This is a genomic window from Streptomyces sp. NBC_00207 (assembly GCF_045160965.1).
Lineage (GTDB): Bacteria > Actinomycetota > Actinomycetes > Streptomycetales > Streptomycetaceae > Streptomyces.
The window spans coordinates 5,733,612-5,750,434 of record NZ_CP130715.1 but is presented as its reverse complement, the minus strand read 5'-3'; the positions used below and the strand labels follow the sequence as shown (position 1 = coordinate 5,750,434).

The 16,823-nt window shown below is 72.2% G+C and carries 17 protein-coding genes and 1 riboswitch; of the genes, 6 read left to right on the top strand and 11 right to left on the bottom strand.

Annotated elements, in window-relative coordinates:
• The first annotated feature begins 11 nt into the window (after positions 1–11).
• Both OG472_RS27320 and OG472_RS27315 read left to right on the top strand, forming a co-directional pair.
• Positions 12–440: a thiol-disulfide oxidoreductase DCC family protein gene (locus OG472_RS27320; RefSeq protein ID WP_405831691.1), complete on the top strand. Its 429-nt coding sequence runs from the start codon at positions 12–14 to the stop codon at positions 438–440.
• An 11-nt stretch (positions 441–451) separates the two neighbouring features.
• Positions 452–1,192: a TetR family transcriptional regulator gene (locus OG472_RS27315; RefSeq protein ID WP_383565320.1), complete on the top strand. Its 741-nt coding sequence runs from the start codon at positions 452–454 to the stop codon at positions 1,190–1,192.
• Between the two features lie 15 nt (positions 1,193–1,207).
• Here OG472_RS27315 and OG472_RS27310 read toward each other — a convergent pair whose 3' ends face one another.
• The 3 genes from OG472_RS27310 to OG472_RS27300 form a co-directional block, all read right to left on the bottom strand.
• Positions 1,208–2,764 carry an ABC transporter substrate-binding protein gene (locus tag OG472_RS27310; RefSeq protein ID WP_405831689.1) on the bottom strand — a complete coding sequence of 519 codons (1,557 nt, stop codon included), beginning with the start codon at positions 2,762–2,764 and terminating at the stop codon, positions 1,208–1,210.
• A gap of 122 nt (positions 2,765–2,886) precedes the next feature.
• Complete coding sequence (locus OG472_RS27305; protein WP_405831687.1) at positions 2,887–4,167, bottom strand: metallophosphoesterase; 1,281 nt, start codon at positions 4,165–4,167, stop codon at positions 2,887–2,889.
• Positions 4,164–4,466, bottom strand: a complete 303-nt coding sequence (locus OG472_RS27300; RefSeq protein ID WP_401607199.1) for an SCO4848 family membrane protein — start codon at positions 4,464–4,466, stop codon at positions 4,164–4,166. Before OG472_RS27300 ends, OG472_RS27305 begins: the two co-directional genes overlap by 4 nt.
• Before the next feature lie 121 nt (positions 4,467–4,587).
• Here OG472_RS27300 and OG472_RS27295 point away from each other — a divergent pair, with 121 nt between their 5' ends.
• Positions 4,588–5,829, top strand: a complete 1,242-nt coding sequence (locus tag OG472_RS27295; RefSeq protein ID WP_401607202.1) for a D-alanyl-D-alanine carboxypeptidase family protein — start codon at positions 4,588–4,590, stop codon at positions 5,827–5,829.
• A gap of 41 nt (positions 5,830–5,870) precedes the next feature.
• Here OG472_RS27295 and OG472_RS27290 read toward each other — a convergent pair whose 3' ends face one another.
• The 5 genes from OG472_RS27290 to glyA form a co-directional block, all read right to left on the bottom strand.
• Positions 5,871–6,167 (bottom strand): hypothetical protein, encoded by a 297-nt coding sequence (locus OG472_RS27290; protein WP_405942161.1) that lies wholly within the window; start codon positions 6,165–6,167, stop codon positions 5,871–5,873.
• A gap of 245 nt (positions 6,168–6,412) precedes the next feature.
• Positions 6,413–7,312: a YihY/virulence factor BrkB family protein gene (locus tag OG472_RS27285; protein WP_405831682.1), complete on the bottom strand. Its 900-nt coding sequence runs from the start codon at positions 7,310–7,312 to the stop codon at positions 6,413–6,415.
• Between the two features lie 178 nt (positions 7,313–7,490).
• On the bottom strand, positions 7,491–8,096 hold the full coding sequence (locus OG472_RS27280) for a 2'-5' RNA ligase family protein (protein ID WP_383565306.1): 606 nt from the start codon (positions 8,094–8,096) through the stop codon (positions 7,491–7,493).
• A gap of 97 nt (positions 8,097–8,193) precedes the next feature.
• Positions 8,194–9,207 (bottom strand): tryptophan--tRNA ligase, encoded by a 1,014-nt coding sequence (gene trpS / locus OG472_RS27275; protein WP_383565304.1) that lies wholly within the window; start codon positions 9,205–9,207, stop codon positions 8,194–8,196.
• A gap of 309 nt (positions 9,208–9,516) precedes the next feature.
• Positions 9,517–10,785, bottom strand: coding sequence for a serine hydroxymethyltransferase (gene glyA, locus OG472_RS27270; RefSeq protein ID WP_383565302.1), 1,269 nt, complete (start codon positions 10,783–10,785; stop codon positions 9,517–9,519).
• 34 nt (positions 10,786–10,819) lie between these two features.
• Positions 10,820–10,910, bottom strand: a riboswitch (ZMP/ZTP riboswitch).
• Between the two features lie 134 nt (positions 10,911–11,044).
• On the opposite strand from glyA, the gene rocD reads away from it, so the two are divergent.
• Positions 11,045–12,247, top strand: a complete 1,203-nt coding sequence (rocD, locus tag OG472_RS27265) for an ornithine--oxo-acid transaminase (RefSeq protein WP_405831680.1) — start codon at positions 11,045–11,047, stop codon at positions 12,245–12,247.
• An 18-nt stretch (positions 12,248–12,265) separates the two neighbouring features.
• On the opposite strand, the gene OG472_RS27260 is transcribed toward rocD, so the two are convergent.
• Both OG472_RS27260 and OG472_RS27255 read right to left on the bottom strand, forming a co-directional pair.
• Complete coding sequence (locus OG472_RS27260) at positions 12,266–13,468, bottom strand: glutathionylspermidine synthase family protein (RefSeq protein WP_401607215.1); 1,203 nt, start codon at positions 13,466–13,468, stop codon at positions 12,266–12,268.
• Between the two features lie 14 nt (positions 13,469–13,482).
• Complete coding sequence (locus tag OG472_RS27255; RefSeq protein WP_030710521.1) at positions 13,483–13,785, bottom strand: hypothetical protein; 303 nt, start codon at positions 13,783–13,785, stop codon at positions 13,483–13,485.
• Positions 13,786–13,901: 116 nt separating this feature from the next.
• On the opposite strand from OG472_RS27255, the gene OG472_RS27250 reads away from it, so the two are divergent.
• Positions 13,902–14,726 carry a hypothetical protein gene (locus OG472_RS27250; protein ID WP_401607872.1) on the top strand — a complete coding sequence of 275 codons (825 nt, stop codon included), beginning with the start codon at positions 13,902–13,904 and terminating at the stop codon, positions 14,724–14,726.
• A 70-nt stretch (positions 14,727–14,796) separates the two neighbouring features.
• On the opposite strand, the gene OG472_RS27245 is transcribed toward OG472_RS27250, so the two are convergent.
• Positions 14,797–16,191, bottom strand: a complete 1,395-nt coding sequence (locus OG472_RS27245; RefSeq protein ID WP_405831678.1) for a PLP-dependent aminotransferase family protein — start codon at positions 16,189–16,191, stop codon at positions 14,797–14,799.
• Positions 16,192–16,238: 47 nt separating this feature from the next.
• Between OG472_RS27245 and OG472_RS27240 the strand changes: the two genes are divergently transcribed.
• Positions 16,239–16,763, top strand: coding sequence for a carboxymuconolactone decarboxylase family protein (locus OG472_RS27240; RefSeq protein ID WP_401607220.1), 525 nt, complete (start codon positions 16,239–16,241; stop codon positions 16,761–16,763).
• The last annotated feature ends 60 nt before the right edge of the window (positions 16,764–16,823 follow it).

Here is a 16,823-nt window from a genome sequence, read left to right as displayed (position 1 = left end):
CCGCGGGAGCGGTGCGGAAACTGACCGTCCTCTACGACGCGAACTGCCCGCTCTGCGTGCACATCCGGCACTGGCTGCTCGCGCAGCGCTGGCTGGTCCCGCTCGCCCTGGTCCCCGCGGCCTCGTACGAGGCGCAGCGCCGGTACCCGCAGCTCGACCACGCGTCGACGCTGAAGGAGATCACCGTGATCGGGGACTCGGGGCAGGTCTGGACCGGGACCGACGCCTTCATCGTGTGCCTGTGGGCGCTGGCGGAACACCGGCCGAAGGCCAACTGGCTGGCCACCGCGGCCGGCCGGCCCTTCGCTCGGGCCGCCATGCACACCGCCTCCGCCTGGCGGCAGGCGGTACGGACCGAGGGCGGGCCCGGGGGCGCGGAGGGCGGGCCCCAGGGCGCCGAGGGACCGGCCTGTGACGACCAGTGCTCCGTCCCCCGATAGGCTCATACACCGTGACTGATCAGAAGGCTCCCAAGAGCGAGCAGACCCGCACGCTCATCCTCGAAACCGCGCTCCGTCTCTTCCAGGAGCGCGGCTTCGACAAGACGACGATGCGGGGTATCGCGAAGGAGGCCGGTGTCTCGGTCGGCAACGCCTACTACTACTTCGAATCGAAGGAACACCTGGTCCAGGGGTTCTACGACCGGATCGGCGCCGCCCACCAGGCGGCGGTCCGGCCCATCCTGGACAACGAGACCGATCTGCAGAAGCGGCTCGCGGGCGTACTGACCAGCTGGATGGACATCGCGGCCCCGTACCACGAGTTCGCCTCGCAGTTCTTCAAGAACGCGGCCGACCCGGAGAGTCCGCTGAGCCCGTTCTCGCCGGAATCCGAAACGGCGCGGCAGGCGGCGATCGACATCCACCGCGAGGTGCTGGCCGGTGCGAAGACCAAGGTGCCGGCCGAGCTGGCCGACGTACTGCCGGAGCTCATGTGGCTCTCGCAGATGGGCCTGGTCCTGTACTGGGTCTTCGACCGCTCCCCGAACAGCGAGAAGACGCGGCGGCTCGCCGAGCGGGGCGCGCAGCTGACGACGCGGGGCATCGTGCTGGCCCGGTTCCGGGTGCTGCGGCCGCTGGTGCGGGAAGTCCACGAACTCTTCGCGGACTTCCTGCCGGGCATGGCCCAGACGGCCACGGCGGGGGCCCGGCGCAAGGCGTCGGACCCGGACCCGGAGCCGGACCCCTCGTAGGCCCGGGAGGCCGGCTCAGAGCCAGTTGAGTTCCCACAGGCGCCAGACCCCGGTGCCGTCCGACAGGTACTGGGCGCCGGTGACGGCGTCGCGGGACATCACGTAGTCCTTCTTCTGCCAGATCGGCACCATCGGGGCCTGCTGGGCGACGGCCTTCTGGAGGTCGCGGAACTCGGCGGCCGCGTCGGCCCGCTCCGAGTGGGACTGGGTACGGGTGATCAGCTCGTCGACGTGCTTGTCGGAGAAGCCGTTGTTCATGGACGAGTCGGCGCCGACGAGCGGGGCGAGGAAGTTGTCCGCGTCCGGGAAGTCGGCGATCCACCCGATCGTGTAGACGTCGAACTCGCCCGCCGCATAACGCTTCTGGAAGTCGGCCCACTTCTCGACCGGCTTGACGGTCACCTGGAAGAGCCCGCTGCCCTCCAGCTGCCGCTTGAGCTCCTCGGCCTCGGGCATGTTCGCACCGCGCACGTTCACCCCCAGGCCGAGGGCGACGGAACCGTTGATCCCGGCGTCCTTGAGGAGCTTCCTGGCGGTGGCGACGCTGGGCGTCGGGTAGGCGTCGAAGAACGGCGTGCTGTGGCCGGCGATGCCCGCCGGGACCAGGGAGTACAGCGGGGTGACGGTGCCCAGGTAGACGTCACTCGCCACCTTGGGGCGGTCGAGCAGGGCGGCGACGGCCTGGCGGACGGCGAGCGGGGCGGCGGCGGAGCCGGGGCGCACGTTGAAGACCATGGAGCGGGTCTCGCTCCCGCCGGAGGCCTGGTAGCGGAGGTCCTTCATGCCCGGGTTGAGGCCGGCGAGCACGGCCGGCGACATCTCCCGGTGGGCCACTTCGATCTGGCGGGCGTTCCACGCCTGGTCGAGGTCCGCCGAGTCCTTGAAGTACTTCACCGTGACGGACGCGCGGGCGGGCCTGCCCTGCCCCTTGTACGAGGCGTTGGGCTTGAGCTCGGCGCTCGTACCGGCCTTGTACGCGCCCAGCGTGTACGGGCCGGAGCCGTCGGCCTTGCCGTCCTCGCGCAGGGACTTCGCCGGGTACTTCTCCTTGTCGACGATCGAGGCGGCGCCCGTCGCGATCTTGAAGGGGAAGGTGGCGTCGCGGGCGGAGAGGTTGAAGGTGACCGTGCGGCCCTCGGCCTTGACCGACTCCAGGGTGTTGAAGAGCGGGGCCGGGCCCTGGTCGGAGTTGATCGCCTTGATGCGGTCGAAGGAGTACTTGACGTCCTCGGCGGTGATCGCGCGGCCGCCCGCGAACTTCACGTCGGGGCGCAGCTCGCACTGGTAGGTGGTGAGCTTCTGGCCGACGAAGGCGCAGGAGGCGGCGGCGTCCGGCACGGGGGCGTCCGAACCGGGCTTGATGGTCAGCAGCGACTGGTAGACGTTGCCGAACAGGGCCCAGGAGCCGACGTCGTACGCACCGGCGGGGTCGAGGGAGGACACCACGTCGCTCGTCCCGACCCGGATGGCGCCGTGGCTGCTGCCGTCCTCGGGCAGCAACTGCCAGACGCCGACGCCGGCCACGCCGAGGACCAGCCCGGCCGCGATGATCTTCCAGCGGACAGACCGCATCCCGTGAACCCCGCCCCTTGTCCCGGTGACAGCGATGCGCTGTCCGATTAACGGTCATCCCATCACGGAATATCAGCCGCCGGAAGGCCGATTCACGGGAGTTCAGCGGCAGTTGGGACGGGTCAGGCCTGATATGAGGCGAGTTCCACGACCGTGATGTCGGACGGCGCGCCCACCCGGACCGGGGGTCCCCAGGCGCCGGCCCCGCGGGACACGTAGAGCTGGGTGTCCCCGTAGCGCTCCAGCCCGGCGACGGTGGGGTTGGCGAGCTCTGCGAGGTAGTTGCCGGGCCAGAGCTGGCCGCCGTGGGTGTGGCCGGAGAGCTGGAGGTCGACGCCGTGGCGGACGGCGTCGTGGATGACGACGGGCTGGTGGGCGAGGAGCACGGCGGCGCGGGTCCGGTCGCGGTCACCGAGGGCCGCCCGGAAGTCGGGGCCGCTCCCCTCCTGTTCCCCCTGGATGTCGTTGACGCCGGCGAGGTCGAAGTGGGGCAGCGCGCGGCGGGCGTTCTCCAGCGGGGTCAGCCCGAGTTCGCGGACGTGGTCGATCCACTGCTGCGCCCCGGAGAAGTACTCGTGGTTCCCGGTCACGAAGTACGAGCCGTGGCGGGCGGAGAGCCGGCGCAGCGGCTCCGCGGCAGGCCCGAGGTCGGGGACGCTGCCGTCGACGAGGTCGCCGACGATGGCGATGAGGTCGGGCTGGGTGCGGTTGACGGTGTCGACGATGCGCTGGGTGTGGGCGCGGCCGAGCACCGGGCCGAGGTGGACGTCACTGACGACGGCGATGCGGAAACCGTGCGCCGCGCGCGGCAGCTTGGCCAGCGGTACCCGCACCCGCCGGACGCTGGGTCCGCGCAGGACCCCGTACGTCCCGGTCGCGACGGTGCCGACGGCCACGGCGGCGGCCGCCCCGCCGACCGCCCGCGCGACGAACCGGCGGCGGGTCAGCTCCAGCCCCATGACGGCGGGCTCGGCGGGCTCGGCGGTGGCGGCCGCGCCGGACGCCGGGGCCGGCTCGGGGGCGGCTGCCCGGGGAACGGTCTGCGGCGCGGGAGGTGCGGTGACCGCTCCGGAGGGGACCCGGTGGGCCAGACGGCGGAGCAACAGCGCGCGGATCGGCTCCGCGACCAGCATCGTCAGGGTCAGGTACAGGAGCACCGCGAGCCAGAGGTATCCCGGCCAGGCCACCGTCTGCTGCAGCCAGAAGGGGGCTCCGGCGCGACCCGTGGTCAGGGCGGCCAGTGAGAGGAGGGGCAGGGCGATGGTCAAGGCCGTGCCGATGCGGCGGGTGAGGGCGCCGGGCGCCGTGGTGTCGCGGACCAGGCGGATCCAGAGCCAGCGGTGCACGAGCACCAGCAGGGCGCAGACCGCGAGCGCGACGAGCGCGAAGACGAGGATCGTCACGCCGAGGCCCCTCTGTCGCCGCCCGCGCCGGTGCCCGTCCCCGTGCCCGCGGCCGTACGTGATTCACGCCGCAGGGCCCGGACCCCGCGCAACCCGATCACACCGACCGCCGTCCCCAGGAGAAAGGACGTCACCGCAAGCGTCAGGTGCACCCAGAAGTAGGAAGTGGGATCGCCCGCCGCATCGAAGGCCTGGCCACTGCCGTTCTTCCACAGGTTCCGGACGAAAGACACCCAGATGAACCAGCTCCACACTCCGAAGGCGAGCAGGAACCAGGAGGCGGCACGGCTGAGTTTCATGCCTTCAGTATCGGATTCGTCCCCAGGACGGACGCGCCGGGGTGGGCTGTCCCGGGGGTGGTTGCACCGAATTGGCCGGTCCGCGACGCCGGACAGCTCATCGGGAGGTACTTTCACCTGCGTGTCTGCCAAGACGACCGCGCTGACGGTCCTTTCCGCCGCGTTGCTGGCGCCCGCCCTGCTGGTGGCCCCTGCCCACGCCGCGCCGACCCCGCCGGCCGATGGAAAGGGCGGGCCCGCCAAGGCGCCGCAGGCGCCCGCGCCGCCTGTGTCGATGTCGACGGTCGGCGGATCCCTGCTCGGCCAGCCCGGCACCCAGGTGAACCTGCTGCCCGGCGCGCCCGCCCTGCCCACGAACCTCACCGGGCGGTCCTGGATCGTGGCGGACGCCGAGTCGGGCGAGGTCCTGGCGGCGCACAACGCGCACTGGCGGCTGCCCCCGGCCTCCACCATGAAGATGCTCTTCGCGGACACCGTGCTGCCGGGCCTGCCCAAGGAGCAGGTCCACAAGGTCACCGAGCAGGACATGGACGGCGTGGGCCCGGGCAGCAGCCTGGTCGGGGTCAAGGAGGACCTCGAGTACTCCGTCCACGACCTGTGGCTCGGGGTGTTCCTGCGCTCGGGGAACGACGCCGTGCACGTACTTTCGGCCATGAACGGCGGCATCGACAAGACCGTCAAGGACATGCAGGCGCACGCCGAGGAGCTGCAGGCCCTCGACACGCACGTCGTGTCCCCCGACGGGTACGACGCCCCGGAACAGGTGTCGAGCGCGTACGACCTCACGCTGATCGCCCGCTCCGGGCTGCAGAAGCAGGACTTCCGGGAGTACTGCGGCACGGCGAGCGCGAAGTTCCCCGGCCGGCAGGAGGCCGGCAAGCCGCGCGAGTACTTCGAGATCCAGAACACCAACCGGCTGATGACGGGTGCGGGCGGGCTCTCCCCCTACAAGGGCATCGCCGGGGTGAAGAACGGCAACACCACCATGGCCGGCGCCACCTTCACCGGCGCCGCCCAGCAGGGCTCCAAGAAGCTGCTCGTCACGGTGATGAACCCGGACGCGGGCGGCGCGAACTCGGTCTACGAGGAGACCGCGGCGCTGTTCGACTGGGGCTTCGCGGCGGCCGGCAAGGTCAAGCCGGTGGGTGAGCTGGTGCCGCCGAAGAGCGCCGACACCTCCTCGCACGGCTCCCCGGCCCAGTCGCACGAGAACAACCCGTCGGCGGCCGGGCACGGCTCGGGCGGCGTGGGCACCGCGCTGGGCGTCGCGGGCGGCGTGCTGGCCGTACTGGCGGGCGGCGCCTTCGTGGTCAACCGGCGCTGGCCGCGCGGCCGCCGCAGCCGGGGCGAGGACCTGGTGTAGGCCCGGGCCGGACCCGCACGGGCCCGGCCCGGCCCCTTCGGTCAGAACTGGCGCAGGGTGGACCAGTTGGCGTGGCTGGACGGGTTGGTCATGTCGAAGGTGGTGCCGGAGAGACGTCCGTCCGCCCCCCGGGTCCCGTCGTAGCGCCCCACGGGGCCGTGCGACCAGTCGACGAGGAAGTAGATCTTGTTCCCGTCCACCCAGCCCTCCCGGAGGGTCCCGACGGTGCTCCCGGACGCGACGGTTCCGAAGAGGGTCCCGCCCGCGTCCTGCCGCAGGTTCACGTGCACCGTGGCATTGGTCTGGTACAGCTCCCACTTCCCGCCCGCGTTGAACAAGGGCACCGCCTTGACGTGCTGCACCGCGCTCTGGACCGCGGCGGGGGCGGTGGCGCTCGCGGGGGCCGCGAGACCGGCCCCGGCTGCGGAGAGAAGGACGGCACGGCGGTCGTGGTGAGGAGCTTGTGCGTGCGGCGTGCGGACATGGGCCCTCCAGGGGCGGCCGGGACGATCGGTCCCGTTGCATCGTGCACGGAACCTCGCGGGGGGGAACTACCCACGCCTGCCGGGGCCGAGCCAATGATTCACTCGATCGAGTCTTCCTCGCCCCTCACCTGGGGTTTCGGGTCTTCCTCGTCGTCGCGCGTGGCCGTCCAGGACGCGACGAAGAGCAGCAGCTTCGCCGAGAAGTTGATCCACAGCAGCAGGGCGATCGGCACGCCGAAGGCCCCGTACATGCTCTTCGCGGCGACCTCCCGCATGTAGCCGCTGAGGAGCAGCTTCAGCAGCTCGAAGCCCGCCGCGCCGATGAGCGCCGCCTCGATCAGGCGGCGGCGCGGCGGTTCCACCCCGGGGAGCAGGGTCAGCAGGTAGAGCAGGACCAGGAAGGCGGCCACGACGCCGACGACGAAGGCGGCCGTGCGCAGGAGCGCGCCGCCCGCGCCCTCGCGCGGGATGCCCAGCCACTCGGCGGACTTCCCGACCGCCGAGGCCCCGAAGATCGAGGCGGCGGCCGAGGCGAGGCCCACCGCGCCGAGGCCGAGCAGCACGAGCCCGTCCTTGCCCTTGCGGACGATGGGGTTCCCGTCGTCCTCGTCGTCCTTGTCCCACACGGCGCGCAGGCAGTCCCGCATCGAGCCCACCCACCCGATGCCGGTGAAGAGCAGGAAGGCGCCGGCGACGAGCCCGACGGTGCCCGCGTTCGCCACGAGCCCCTCGATGTCGAGCTGGTCGGAGATGCCCGGGACCTGCTCGGAGAGGTTCTTCTCCAGCTGGTCCAGCTGCTTCTCGCTGAGCAGCGCCGCGCCCACCGCGGCGGCCACGGTGACCAGCGGGAAGAGCGCGAGGAAGCTGATGAAGGTGATCGCGGCGGCGAGCCGGGTCCAGTGCACGCGGTCGAGGCGTTCGTACGAACGCCACGCGTGCGTACGCATGAGACGGGCCGCGAGCGGCCCGATCACCGGGAGTTTCGTCAGCCAGTCCATGGGGTCACCGTAAATGAGCGCTCGGAAATAGCCGGGATTGTCGGTTTCGGGGACTACGGTCGTCGACTGTGACTTTTTCCGAAGCGCGCCCTGCGGGTCGCCCGTTCCACACGCTGGTCCTGCGAAGGCTGAGATTCCGCGCCCGGCGCACCGCCCGGCTGACCCTGCGCCCGCTCCGTCAGGACGGCAGGGCGGTCGCCCCGGTGGCCCCGGCCGCCTCGCCCGCGGGGCAGCCCGGCTGCGTCGGCACGCCGCTCGCCCCGGTCCCGAAGGGGTACTCGCGCAGCTTGCGCCAGACCCCGTCCGAGCCCTGCTCGTAGAGCGCGAAGCCCTCGCAGAGCCACTCGGCGGCGTACTCGGAGAGGGCCGAGAACGCCAGGTCCATCGCCTCCTCGGAGATCCCGTGGGCGACGGTGACGTGGGGGTGGTACGGGAAGGCCAGCTCGCGGCTGAGCGGCCCGTGGGGGTCGCGGACCTCGCCCTGGAGGCGGGTGCAGCCCGTGGCGCCCTCGACGACCTGGACGAAGACGACCGGAGAGAGGGGGCGGAAGGTTCCCGTACCGCCCAGCCGCATCCGGAAGGCGCTGGAGGCTGCCGCGACCCCGGCGAGGTGGGCCCGGATCGCCGGGAGCCGGTCCGCCTCCACCTCGGTCGGCGGGACGAGGGTGACGTGCGTGGGGATGCCGTGCGCGGCAGCGTCCCCGAAGCCGGCGCGCCGCTGCTGGAGCTGGCTGCCGTACGGCTCCGGGACCGCGATCGAAACGCCGAGCGTTACGGTCCCCACGTATCTCTCCTCCGCTTGTCGCTGTGGACTGCTGCCGCCCCAGTGTGGCGGCAGCACCCCCGTTCTTGCCAGGGCCCTCTGTCCGTAGTTGCGTTCGTCAGTGCTTGGCGGGCACCAGACCGAGGCGGTCGTACGCCTGCGCGAGGGTCTCTGCGGCGACCGCACGGGCCTTCTCCGCGCCCTTGGCCAGGATGGAGTCCAGCGTCTCCGGGTCGTCCAGGTATTCCTGGGTGCGCTGCTTGAACGGTGTGACGAAATCGACCATCACACCGGCCAGGTCGGTCTTCAGCGCGCCGTAGCCCTTGCCCTCGTACTTCGCCTCCAGCTCGGCGATCGTCTCGCCCGTGAGGGTGGAGTAGATCGTGAGCAGATTGCTGACGCCGGGCTTCTTCTCGGTGTCGAAGCGGATCTCGGCCTCGGTGTCGGTGACCGCGCTCTTGATCTTCTTCTCGGTGACCTTGGGCTCGTCGAGGAGGTTGATCAGGCCCTTGGGGGACGACGCGGACTTCGACATCTTGATCGCCGGGTCCTGGAGGTCGTAGATCTTCGCGACCTCCTTGACGATGTGCGCGGCGGGCAGGGTGAAGGTCCGGCCGTAGCGCTGGTTGAAGCGCTCGGCGAGGTCGCGGGTCAGCTCGATGTGCTGGCGCTGGTCCTCGCCCACGGGGACGGCGTTCGCCTGGTAGAGCAGGATGTCGGCGACCTGGAGGATCGGGTACGTGAACAGGCCCACGCTGGCGCTGTTGACGCCGCCCTTCGCGGACTTGTCCTTGAACTGGGTCATCCGGCTGGCCTCGCCGAAACCGGTGATGCAGTTCATGACCCAGCCGAGCTGGGCGTGCTCGGGCACGTGGCTCTGGATGAAGAGCGTGCAGCGCTCGGGGTCCAGGCCGGCCGCGAGCAGCTGCGCGGCGGAGAGACGGGTGTTCGCGCGGAGGTCCTTCGGATCCTGCGGCATGGTAATCGCGTGCAGGTCGACGACCATGTAGAAGGCGTCGTGCGTCTCCTGCAGGGCGACGTACTGGCGGATGGCTCCGAGGTAGTTCCCGAGGTGGAACGAACCGGAGGTGGGCTGGATGCCGGAGAGCGCGCGAGGACGATCAGAAGCCATGGCTTCATTCTCTCAGGTGCGGGGGCGGGCTCGGGCCCGCCGCTGGCCGGATCCTTCCGGGTCGCGCCGCGGGTGCCGGTGCGGTGCGGGGGTACCGGGCGGTAGCGGTGCGTCCGGATCCGGCCCCGGCCGAGCGACCGCTTTCCGCGCCGTGCCGACGCAGGCGGACACCGCTGCGCGGGGCCGGACGGTGCGGCGGCGGCTCCGGCCGAGGGACGCCCTCAAACGCCGGGCGGGCTGGAAATCCAGCCCCGCCGGCGTTTGAGGCGCGGGGGTCCGGGGGCAGCGCCCCCGCAACGGCGCCGCAGGTCAGGACAGGGGGAGGCCCGGAGCCGGGAAGGCGGCCATCAGGTCGGCGACCTCCGCGCGGACCACGGCCAGGGCCGGCTCGTCACCCTTAGCCGCGGCGTCGACGGCGCGCGAGATCCAGTCCGCGACCTGCGGCATGTGGGCGACGCCCAGCCCCCGCGACGTCAGCGACGGCGTACCGATCCGCACCCCCGAGGGGTCGAACGGCTTGCGCGGGTCGAACGGAACCGTGTTGTAGTTCACCACGATCCCCGCCCGGTCCAGGGCCTTGGCGGCGACCTTGCCCGGCACGTCCTTGCCCGTCAGGTCGATCAGGATCAGGTGGTTGTCCGTACCGCCCGACACCAGGTCGAAGCCCCGCTCCAGCAGCGCCGCCGCCAGCGCCTTCGCGTTGGCGACGACCGCGTGCGCATACGCGGTGAAGGACGGCTGGGCCGCCTCGTGCAGGGCCACCGCGATGCCGGCCGTCGTCTGGTTGTGCGGGCCGCCCTGGAGGCCCGGGAAGACCGCCTTGTCGATGGCCTTCGCGTGCTCCTCGCGGCACATCAGCATCGCGCCCCGCGGACCGCGCAGGGTCTTGTGCGTCGTGGTGGAGATGACGTCCACGTGGCCCGCCGGGGACGGGTGCGCGCCGCCCGCGATCAGGCCCGCGATGTGGGCCACGTCCGCGACCAGGATCGAGCCCGCCTCCTCGGCGATGGACGCGAAGGCCGCGAAGTCGATCGTGCGCGGCAGGGCGGTGCCGCCGCAGAAGATCAGCTTGGGCCGCTCGGCGAGGGCCAGCTCGCGCACGGCGTCGTAGTCGATGAGCCCGGTGTCGGCCTGGACGCCGTACTGCACGCCCCGGAACCACGAGCCCGTCGCGGAGACGCCCCAGCCGTGCGTCAGGTGCCCGCCCATCGGCAGGGCCATGCCCATCACGGTGTCGCCGGGCTTCGCGAAGGCCAGGTACACGGCCAGGTTGGCCGGCGAGCCGGAGTACGGCTGCACGTTCGCGTGGTCCACGCCGAACAGGCCCTTCGCCCGCTCGATCGCCAGGGCCTCGACGCGGTCGATGTTCTGCTGGCCCTCGTAGTAGCGGCGGCCGGGGTAGCCCTCGCTGTACTTGTTCTGCAGCACGGTGCCGGAGGCCTCGAGGACGGCCGCGGACACGTAGTTCTCACTGGGGATCAGGCGCAGGGTCTGCGCCTGGAGCACTTCTTCCGCCGCGACGAACGACGCCAGTTCGGGATCGGTCGCGGAAAGGGCGGGATGGCGGCTCGCGGACATGGCGGGCTCCTCCGGGGTCGATGTGATCGGTACCCCGCGAGGCCCAGGCGAGCGGCCCTGAATGCGGTCGAACGCGCACGACTCCCCCGGAGTTCGTTCTCCGTGCGCCAGTCGCCGTGCGTACGCCCCACCTTAGCGGGCGCGCCGCGCGGAAGGTTTCTGCATCCGGGATCGGAGCGACGATAAGAAGGCGACGATAAGAAGGGTGACGCCACCCTCGTCACCGCTGCACCGGGCAAGACGGACGATCGGAGACCCCGTGTCGACAACTGCTGATGCCATCCGCTCCGCCGACGCGCACAGCGCGCACACCTACCATCCGCTGCCCGTCGTCGTCGCATCCGCGGAAGGCGCGTGGATGACCGACGTGGAGGGCCGCAGATATCTCGACATGCTCGCCGGGTACTCCGCCCTCAACTTCGGGCACGGCAACCGGCGTCTGATCGACGCCGCCCGCTCCCAGCTGGAGCGGGTCACGCTCACCTCGCGCGCCTTCCACCACGACCGGTTCGCCGACTTCTGTACCGCGCTCGCCGATCTGTGCGGCAAGGAGATGGTGCTGCCGATGAACACGGGCGCGGAGGCCGTGGAGACGGCGGTGAAGACCGCCCGCAAGTGGGGCTACGAGGTCAAGGGCGTTCCCGACGGGCACGCCAAGATCGTGGTCGCCGCCGACAACTTCCACGGCCGGACCACGACCATCGTCTCCTTCTCGACGGACCACGACGCCCGCGACCACTTCGGTCCGTACACGCCGGGCTTCGAGATCGTCCCGTACGGGGACCTCACCGCGCTGTCCCACGCGGTCACCGAGAACACCGTGGCCGTGCTGCTGGAGCCGATCCAGGGCGAGGCGGGGGTGCTGGTGCCGCCCGCCGGTTACCTGAGCGGCGTACGGGAGCTGACCCGCGAGCGGAATGTCCTCTTCATGGCGGACGAGATCCAGTCGGGGCTGGGGCGGACCGGGAAGACCTTCGCCTGCGAGCACGAGGGGGTCGTCCCCGACGTCTACATCCTCGGCAAGGCGCTCGGCGGCGGCGTGGTGCCGGTGTCGGCCGTCGTCGCCGACCGGGACGTGCTCGGGGTGTTCAAGCCCGGTCAGCACGGGTCCACCTTCGGCGGGAACCCCCTCGCGTGCGCCGTCGCCCTGGAGGTCGTCGCGATGCTCCGCAGCGGCGAGTTCCAGCAGCGCGCCACCGAGCTGGGCGACCACCTGCACCACGAGCTGGGCCTGCTGGTCGGCGGGGGCGCCGTGACCGCCGTACGGGGCCGCGGGCTGTGGGCGGGCGTGGACATCGCCCCGGGCCACGGGTCGGGCCGGGAGGTGTCCGAGAGGCTGATGGACCGGCGGGTGCTGGTGAAGGACACCCACGGATCGACGATCCGGCTCGCCCCGCCGCTGGTGATCAGCAAGGAGGACCTGGACTGGGGGCTGGACCAGCTCCGGGCGGTGCTGGCCTGAGGCAGGGGCCGCCGGGCCCTAGAGGATCACGTGGGGCAGGAAGCGGGCGTACTCGTCCGTGACCGGCCCCGCCGATTCGCGGATGCCGAGCCCCGCCGCCTCGTCCTCGACGACCCACGCGCCGAGCACCACCCGGTTGCCGTCGAAGTCGGGCAGCGGGGCCAGGCCCTGGAAGCAGTACCGCTCGCCCTCCTCCGGTACGAACGGCTCGCCGCCCTCGCCCGGTTCGTGCAGGGTGACCCCCGCGCCCTCGCGGCCGAGGAGCGGCTTGGCCACGTAGCCGGCGGACCCGGGCCCGGCCAGTTCGCGCGGTCCGTCGAGGTAGGCGGGCAGCAGGTTCGGGTGCTCCGGGAAGAGCTCCCACAGGATGGCCAGCAGCGCCTTGTTGGAGAGCAGCATCTTCCACAGGGGCTCGATCCAGCAGGTGGTGCCGGTGCCTCCGCCGTGGTCGTACGTGCCGAGGACCTGCGGGCCGAACTCGTCCGTGGCCAGCCACTCCCACGGGTAGAGCTTGAAACAGCTGCGGATGAAGCGGAGCTTCTCGTCGACGAACCGGCCGGACAGGCTGTCCCAGCCGATCTGCTCGACGGAGAGGGCGTGGGTGTCCAGGCCGGCCTGCTCGGCGGTCTCCTGGAGGTAGGCGACCGTCATCAGGTCCTCGCCGAGCTCGTCGGTCTCGGAGTGCGCGAAGTGCAGCGGGCCGGGCGCCAGCAGCTCCGCCTGGCGGCGCCAGGCGTCGACGAGGCGCTCGTGGAGGGAGTTCCACTGGTCGGCGCCGGGGAAGCGTTCCTCCATCCAGAACCACTGCGGGCTGGCCGCCTCCACGAGGGAGGTGGGCGTGTCGGCGTTGTACTCCAGCATCTTGGCCGGGCTGCCGGTGCCGTCGTAGCGCAGGTCGAAACGGCCGTAGAGGGAGGGCTGTTCGGCGCGGCGGCGCCAGGACTCGGCGATCAGCCCGGCGAGCGCGGGGTCGGTGATGCCGAGGTCGGCGAAGCGGTCGTGCTCGACGATGTGCGCGGCCGCCGCCAGGCACATGGCGTGCAGCTCCTCGACGACGTTCTCCAGGGCCTCGACCTCGGGGAGGGAGAACGAGTAGTACGCGCTCTCGTCCCAGTAGGGACGCAGGGAGTCGTCGGGGTAGCGGGTGAGGGGATAGATGAGCCCCTGCTCCTCGACGGTCTTCTGCCAGCCGGGGCGGGGCTCGATGGTGTGCCGCTGCATGGGTTCCGGTTTCCTCAGCCGCCGCTGGAGCCGGAGCTGCTGTGGCCGCCGATGCCGCCGCGGGTGACGGCGGACTTGTCGAAGCTGCCGCCGGAGACCTTGCCGCTGCTGACGTAGCCGCCGTAGTAGTACGCGCCGCGGCCGCCGCTCTTGCACTCCTTGTTGTTCAGGTGCTCCAGCGTGGAGCGGGACGCGCAGCGCTTGTCGGGCTCGTCGCTGCTGCCGCAGGCCACGAGGGTGGCCGCGAGCAGGCCCATGCCGCCGAGGGCGACCGCGCCGGAGCGCATACGGCGCTGGTTGGTGCTGCTGCTGTCCATGTCTGCTGCTCCCCCTGGGGCCTGGCGTGCTGCCGACAGAGTAGAGCGGTGGCCCCGGCCGATGGAATCCGGCCGCCGTGAGATCCGTGACCTAGAGTCAGTTCGTGCTCATTGGGATGATTTGCGCCCTCGGTGCGGCGGTCTGCTTCGGCACGGCGTCCGTTCTCCAGGCGGTCGCGGCGCGGGCGGCGGAGCCGGGATCGGGGTCCGGGGTGGACGCGGCGCTGTTCCTGCGCGCCGCACGGCAGTGGCGGTACCTGCTGGGCCTCGGCCTCGACGCGGTCGGCTTCGTCCTCCAGATCATCGCGCTGCGCCATGTCCCGATCTACGCGGTGGGGGCCGCGCTGGCCGCCAGTCTGGCGGTGACGGCGGTGGTCGCGGCGCGGCTGCTGCGGGTGCGGCTGTCCCGGACGGAGTGGGTCGCGGTGTGGGTGGTGTGCGCGGGACTGCTGATGCTCGGGCTCTCCGCCGGGGAGGAGGGCTCGGGGACCGGGACGCTCGCGCTGAAGCTGGGGCTGCTGGCGGTGGCGGGGCTGGTGCTGGTGGTCGGCGCGGTGGCGGGGCGGCTCCCGGACGGGCCCCGGGCGCTGGTCCTGGGCCTGGCCGCGGGGACGGGCTTCGGGGTGGTCGAGGTCTCGGTGCGGCTCATCGACTCCCCCTGGGACCTGCGCAACCCCGCGCTGTACGCACTCCTGCTGGGCGGCGGCGCGGCCTTCCTGCTGCTCACCTCGGCGCTGGCGCGCGGCTCGGTGACGGCGGCGACGGCGGGGATGGTGCTCGGCGAGACGATCGGCCCGGCGGTGGTGGGCGTGGTCTGGCTCGGCGACCGCACCCGCGAGGGCCTGACCTGGCTCGCCGTGACCGGCTTCGTCGTGGCGGTGGCCGGCTCCCTGGCCCTGGCCCGCTTCGGCGAACCCGCCCCTCCGTCCCCGGGAGGGTGACCAGGACGATTGACTTGGCCCGTCTGCCGACTGCGGCCCGTCGTGTCGGGGGTCCGGGGGCCGGCCCCCGTCAGGGAAGGGCGGCGACAAGGGCGGCCAGCGTCGGGGACCAGGCGCTGTCCGACGGGGTCCCGTAGCCGACGACCAGCGCATCGCGCGGCGCGAGCCCCGCCTCCGGGTGCCGGAACGCGGACAGGCCGTGCAGGGCCAGGTCCTGCCAGGCGGCCGACTGCAGGACCGACCGCTCCGTCCCCGCCGGGAGGTCCAGCACGGCGTGCAGCCCCGCCGCGATCCCCGACACCCCCACCCGGCCCGCCACCGCCGCCGCCAGCTCGTCCCGGCGCCGCCGGTACCGCAGCCGCATCCCGCGCACGTGGCGGTCGTACGCCCCCGAGGTGATGAACTCCGCCAGCGTGAGCTGCTCCAGCGTGCTGGAGGCCCAGTCCGTGGGGCCCTTGGCCGCCAGGACCTCGTCCAGCAGCCCCGGCGGGACCACCATCCAGCCCATCCGCAGCCCCGGCGCCAGTGACTTGCTGGCCGTGCCGAGGTAGACCACCCGGTCCGGGTCCAGCCCCTGGAGGGCGCCGACCGGCTGGCGGTCGTAGCGGAACTCCCCGTCGTAGTCGTCCTCCAGGATCAGCCCGCCGGTGGTCCGGGCCCAGTCGACCGCCGCCGCCCGGCGGGCCGGGGTCAGGGCCGCGCCCGTCGGGAACTGGTGCGCCGGGGTCAGCAGCACCGCGCCCGCCGCAGCGGTCAGCTCCCCCGTGCGGGCCCCGTCCCCGTCCACCCCCAGCGGCCGCGTCCGCAGCCCCGCCCGCACCAGCAGGTTCCGGTGGAAGTCCAGGCCGTACCCCTCGACCGCCACCTCCCGCACCCGCCGCGCCCGCAGCACCCCCGCCAGCAGCGTCAGCCCGTGCAGGAAGCCCGCGCACAGCACGATCCGCTCCGGGTCCGCGTACACGCCGCGGGCGCGTGCCAGGTAGCCGGCCAGCGCCTGCCGCAGCTCGACGCGGCCGCGGCCGTCGAACCCGTACCCGAAGGCCTCGTTCGGCGCGTCGGTCAGCGCCCGCCGGGCCGCCGACAGCCATGCTGCACGCGGGAAGGCACCCAGGTCCGGGAAGCCGGGCAGGAGGCTGTACGAGGGCCCCTTGCGCGCGGGGCGCCGTACGGGCGCGGCCGCCGCGGCCCGGCGCGGCCGGGCCCGTTCCGCGACCCGGGTGCCGGAACCCTGGCGTGCGGTCAGCCACCCCTCGGCCACCAGTTCGGCATACGCCTCCGCGACCGTGTTGCGCGCGATGCCCAGGTCTGCGGCGAGGGTGCGGGAGGACGGCAGCCGGGTCCCGGCCGCCAGCCGCCCGCTGCGTGCGGCCTCGCGCAGCGCCTCGGTGAGTCCGGCCCGCAGACTGCGCCCGGCGGAGAGGTCCAGATGCAGGTCGGCGCCGAAAGTGGCCCACGATTCCGTCATGGATATGGACCATATCCCTGGGCCGCCTTCCTCCTACGGTGGATCACATGACGAACAGCACGCAGAACCTCCGGACCCCCTCCCCGACGCACGAGCACGCGCCCGAGCACACCCCGCGCATGCAGATGGCGAAGCTCGCCCCCGAGGTCTACAAGGCCGTCCTGGCCCTGGAGATCGCCTCCCGCAAGGGCCTGGACCCGGCCCTGGTCGAACTCGTCAAGATCCGCGCCTCGCAGGTCAACCACTGCGCCTTCTGTCTCGACATGCACACCAAGGACGCGATCGCGCACGGCGAGAGCGTCGACCGGATCGTGCAGCTGGCGGCCTGGGAGGAGTCGCGGCACTTCTACACCGAGAAGGAGCTCGCGGCGATCGAGTTCACCGAGGCCGTCACGGTCCTGACGGACGGTTTCGTGCCGGACGAGGTGTACGAGAAGGCCGCGAAGCACTTCGAGGAGCGCGAGCTGGCCCAGCTGATCGCCGTCATCGCGACGATCAACGTCTGGAACCGCATCGGCGTCACCACCCGCATGGTGCCGGGCCACTACAAGCCGGGCATGTACCAGTCCTGACGCAGCGGGCCGGGCGGAGCGGGCCGGGCGGCAGCCGGAGAAGCCGCCGGCCCGGCCCTC

What these genes read in the sequence shown, in the direction of transcription:
- OG472_RS27310 (WP_405831689.1), bottom strand. Translation starts at nt 2,764, where the DNA reads ATGCGGTCTGTCCGCTGGAAGATCATCGCGGCCGGGCTGGTCCTCGGC.
- OG472_RS27300 (WP_401607199.1), bottom strand. Translation starts at nt 4,466, where the DNA reads ATGAAACTCAGCCGTGCCGCCTCCTGGTTCCTGCTCGCCTTCGGAGTG.
- OG472_RS27285 (WP_405831682.1), bottom strand. Translation starts at nt 7,312, where the DNA reads ATGGACTGGCTGACGAAACTCCCGGTGATCGGGCCGCTCGCGGCCCGT.
- trpS (WP_383565304.1), bottom strand. Translation starts at nt 9,207, where the DNA reads ATGGCTTCTGATCGTCCTCGCGCGCTCTCCGGCATCCAGCCCACCTCC.
- glyA (WP_383565302.1), bottom strand. Translation starts at nt 10,785, where the DNA reads ATGTCCGCGAGCCGCCATCCCGCCCTTTCCGCGACCGATCCCGAACTG.
- OG472_RS27260 (WP_401607215.1), bottom strand. Translation starts at nt 13,468, where the DNA reads ATGCAGCGGCACACCATCGAGCCCCGCCCCGGCTGGCAGAAGACCGTC.
- OG472_RS27255 (WP_030710521.1), bottom strand. Translation starts at nt 13,785, where the DNA reads ATGGACAGCAGCAGCACCAACCAGCGCCGTATGCGCTCCGGCGCGGTC.
- OG472_RS27250 (WP_401607872.1), top strand. Translation starts at nt 13,902, where the DNA reads ATGATTTGCGCCCTCGGTGCGGCGGTCTGCTTCGGCACGGCGTCCGTT.
- OG472_RS27245 (WP_405831678.1), bottom strand. Translation starts at nt 16,191, where the DNA reads ATGACGGAATCGTGGGCCACTTTCGGCGCCGACCTGCATCTGGACCTC.
- OG472_RS27240 (WP_401607220.1), top strand. Translation starts at nt 16,239, where the DNA reads ATGACGAACAGCACGCAGAACCTCCGGACCCCCTCCCCGACGCACGAG.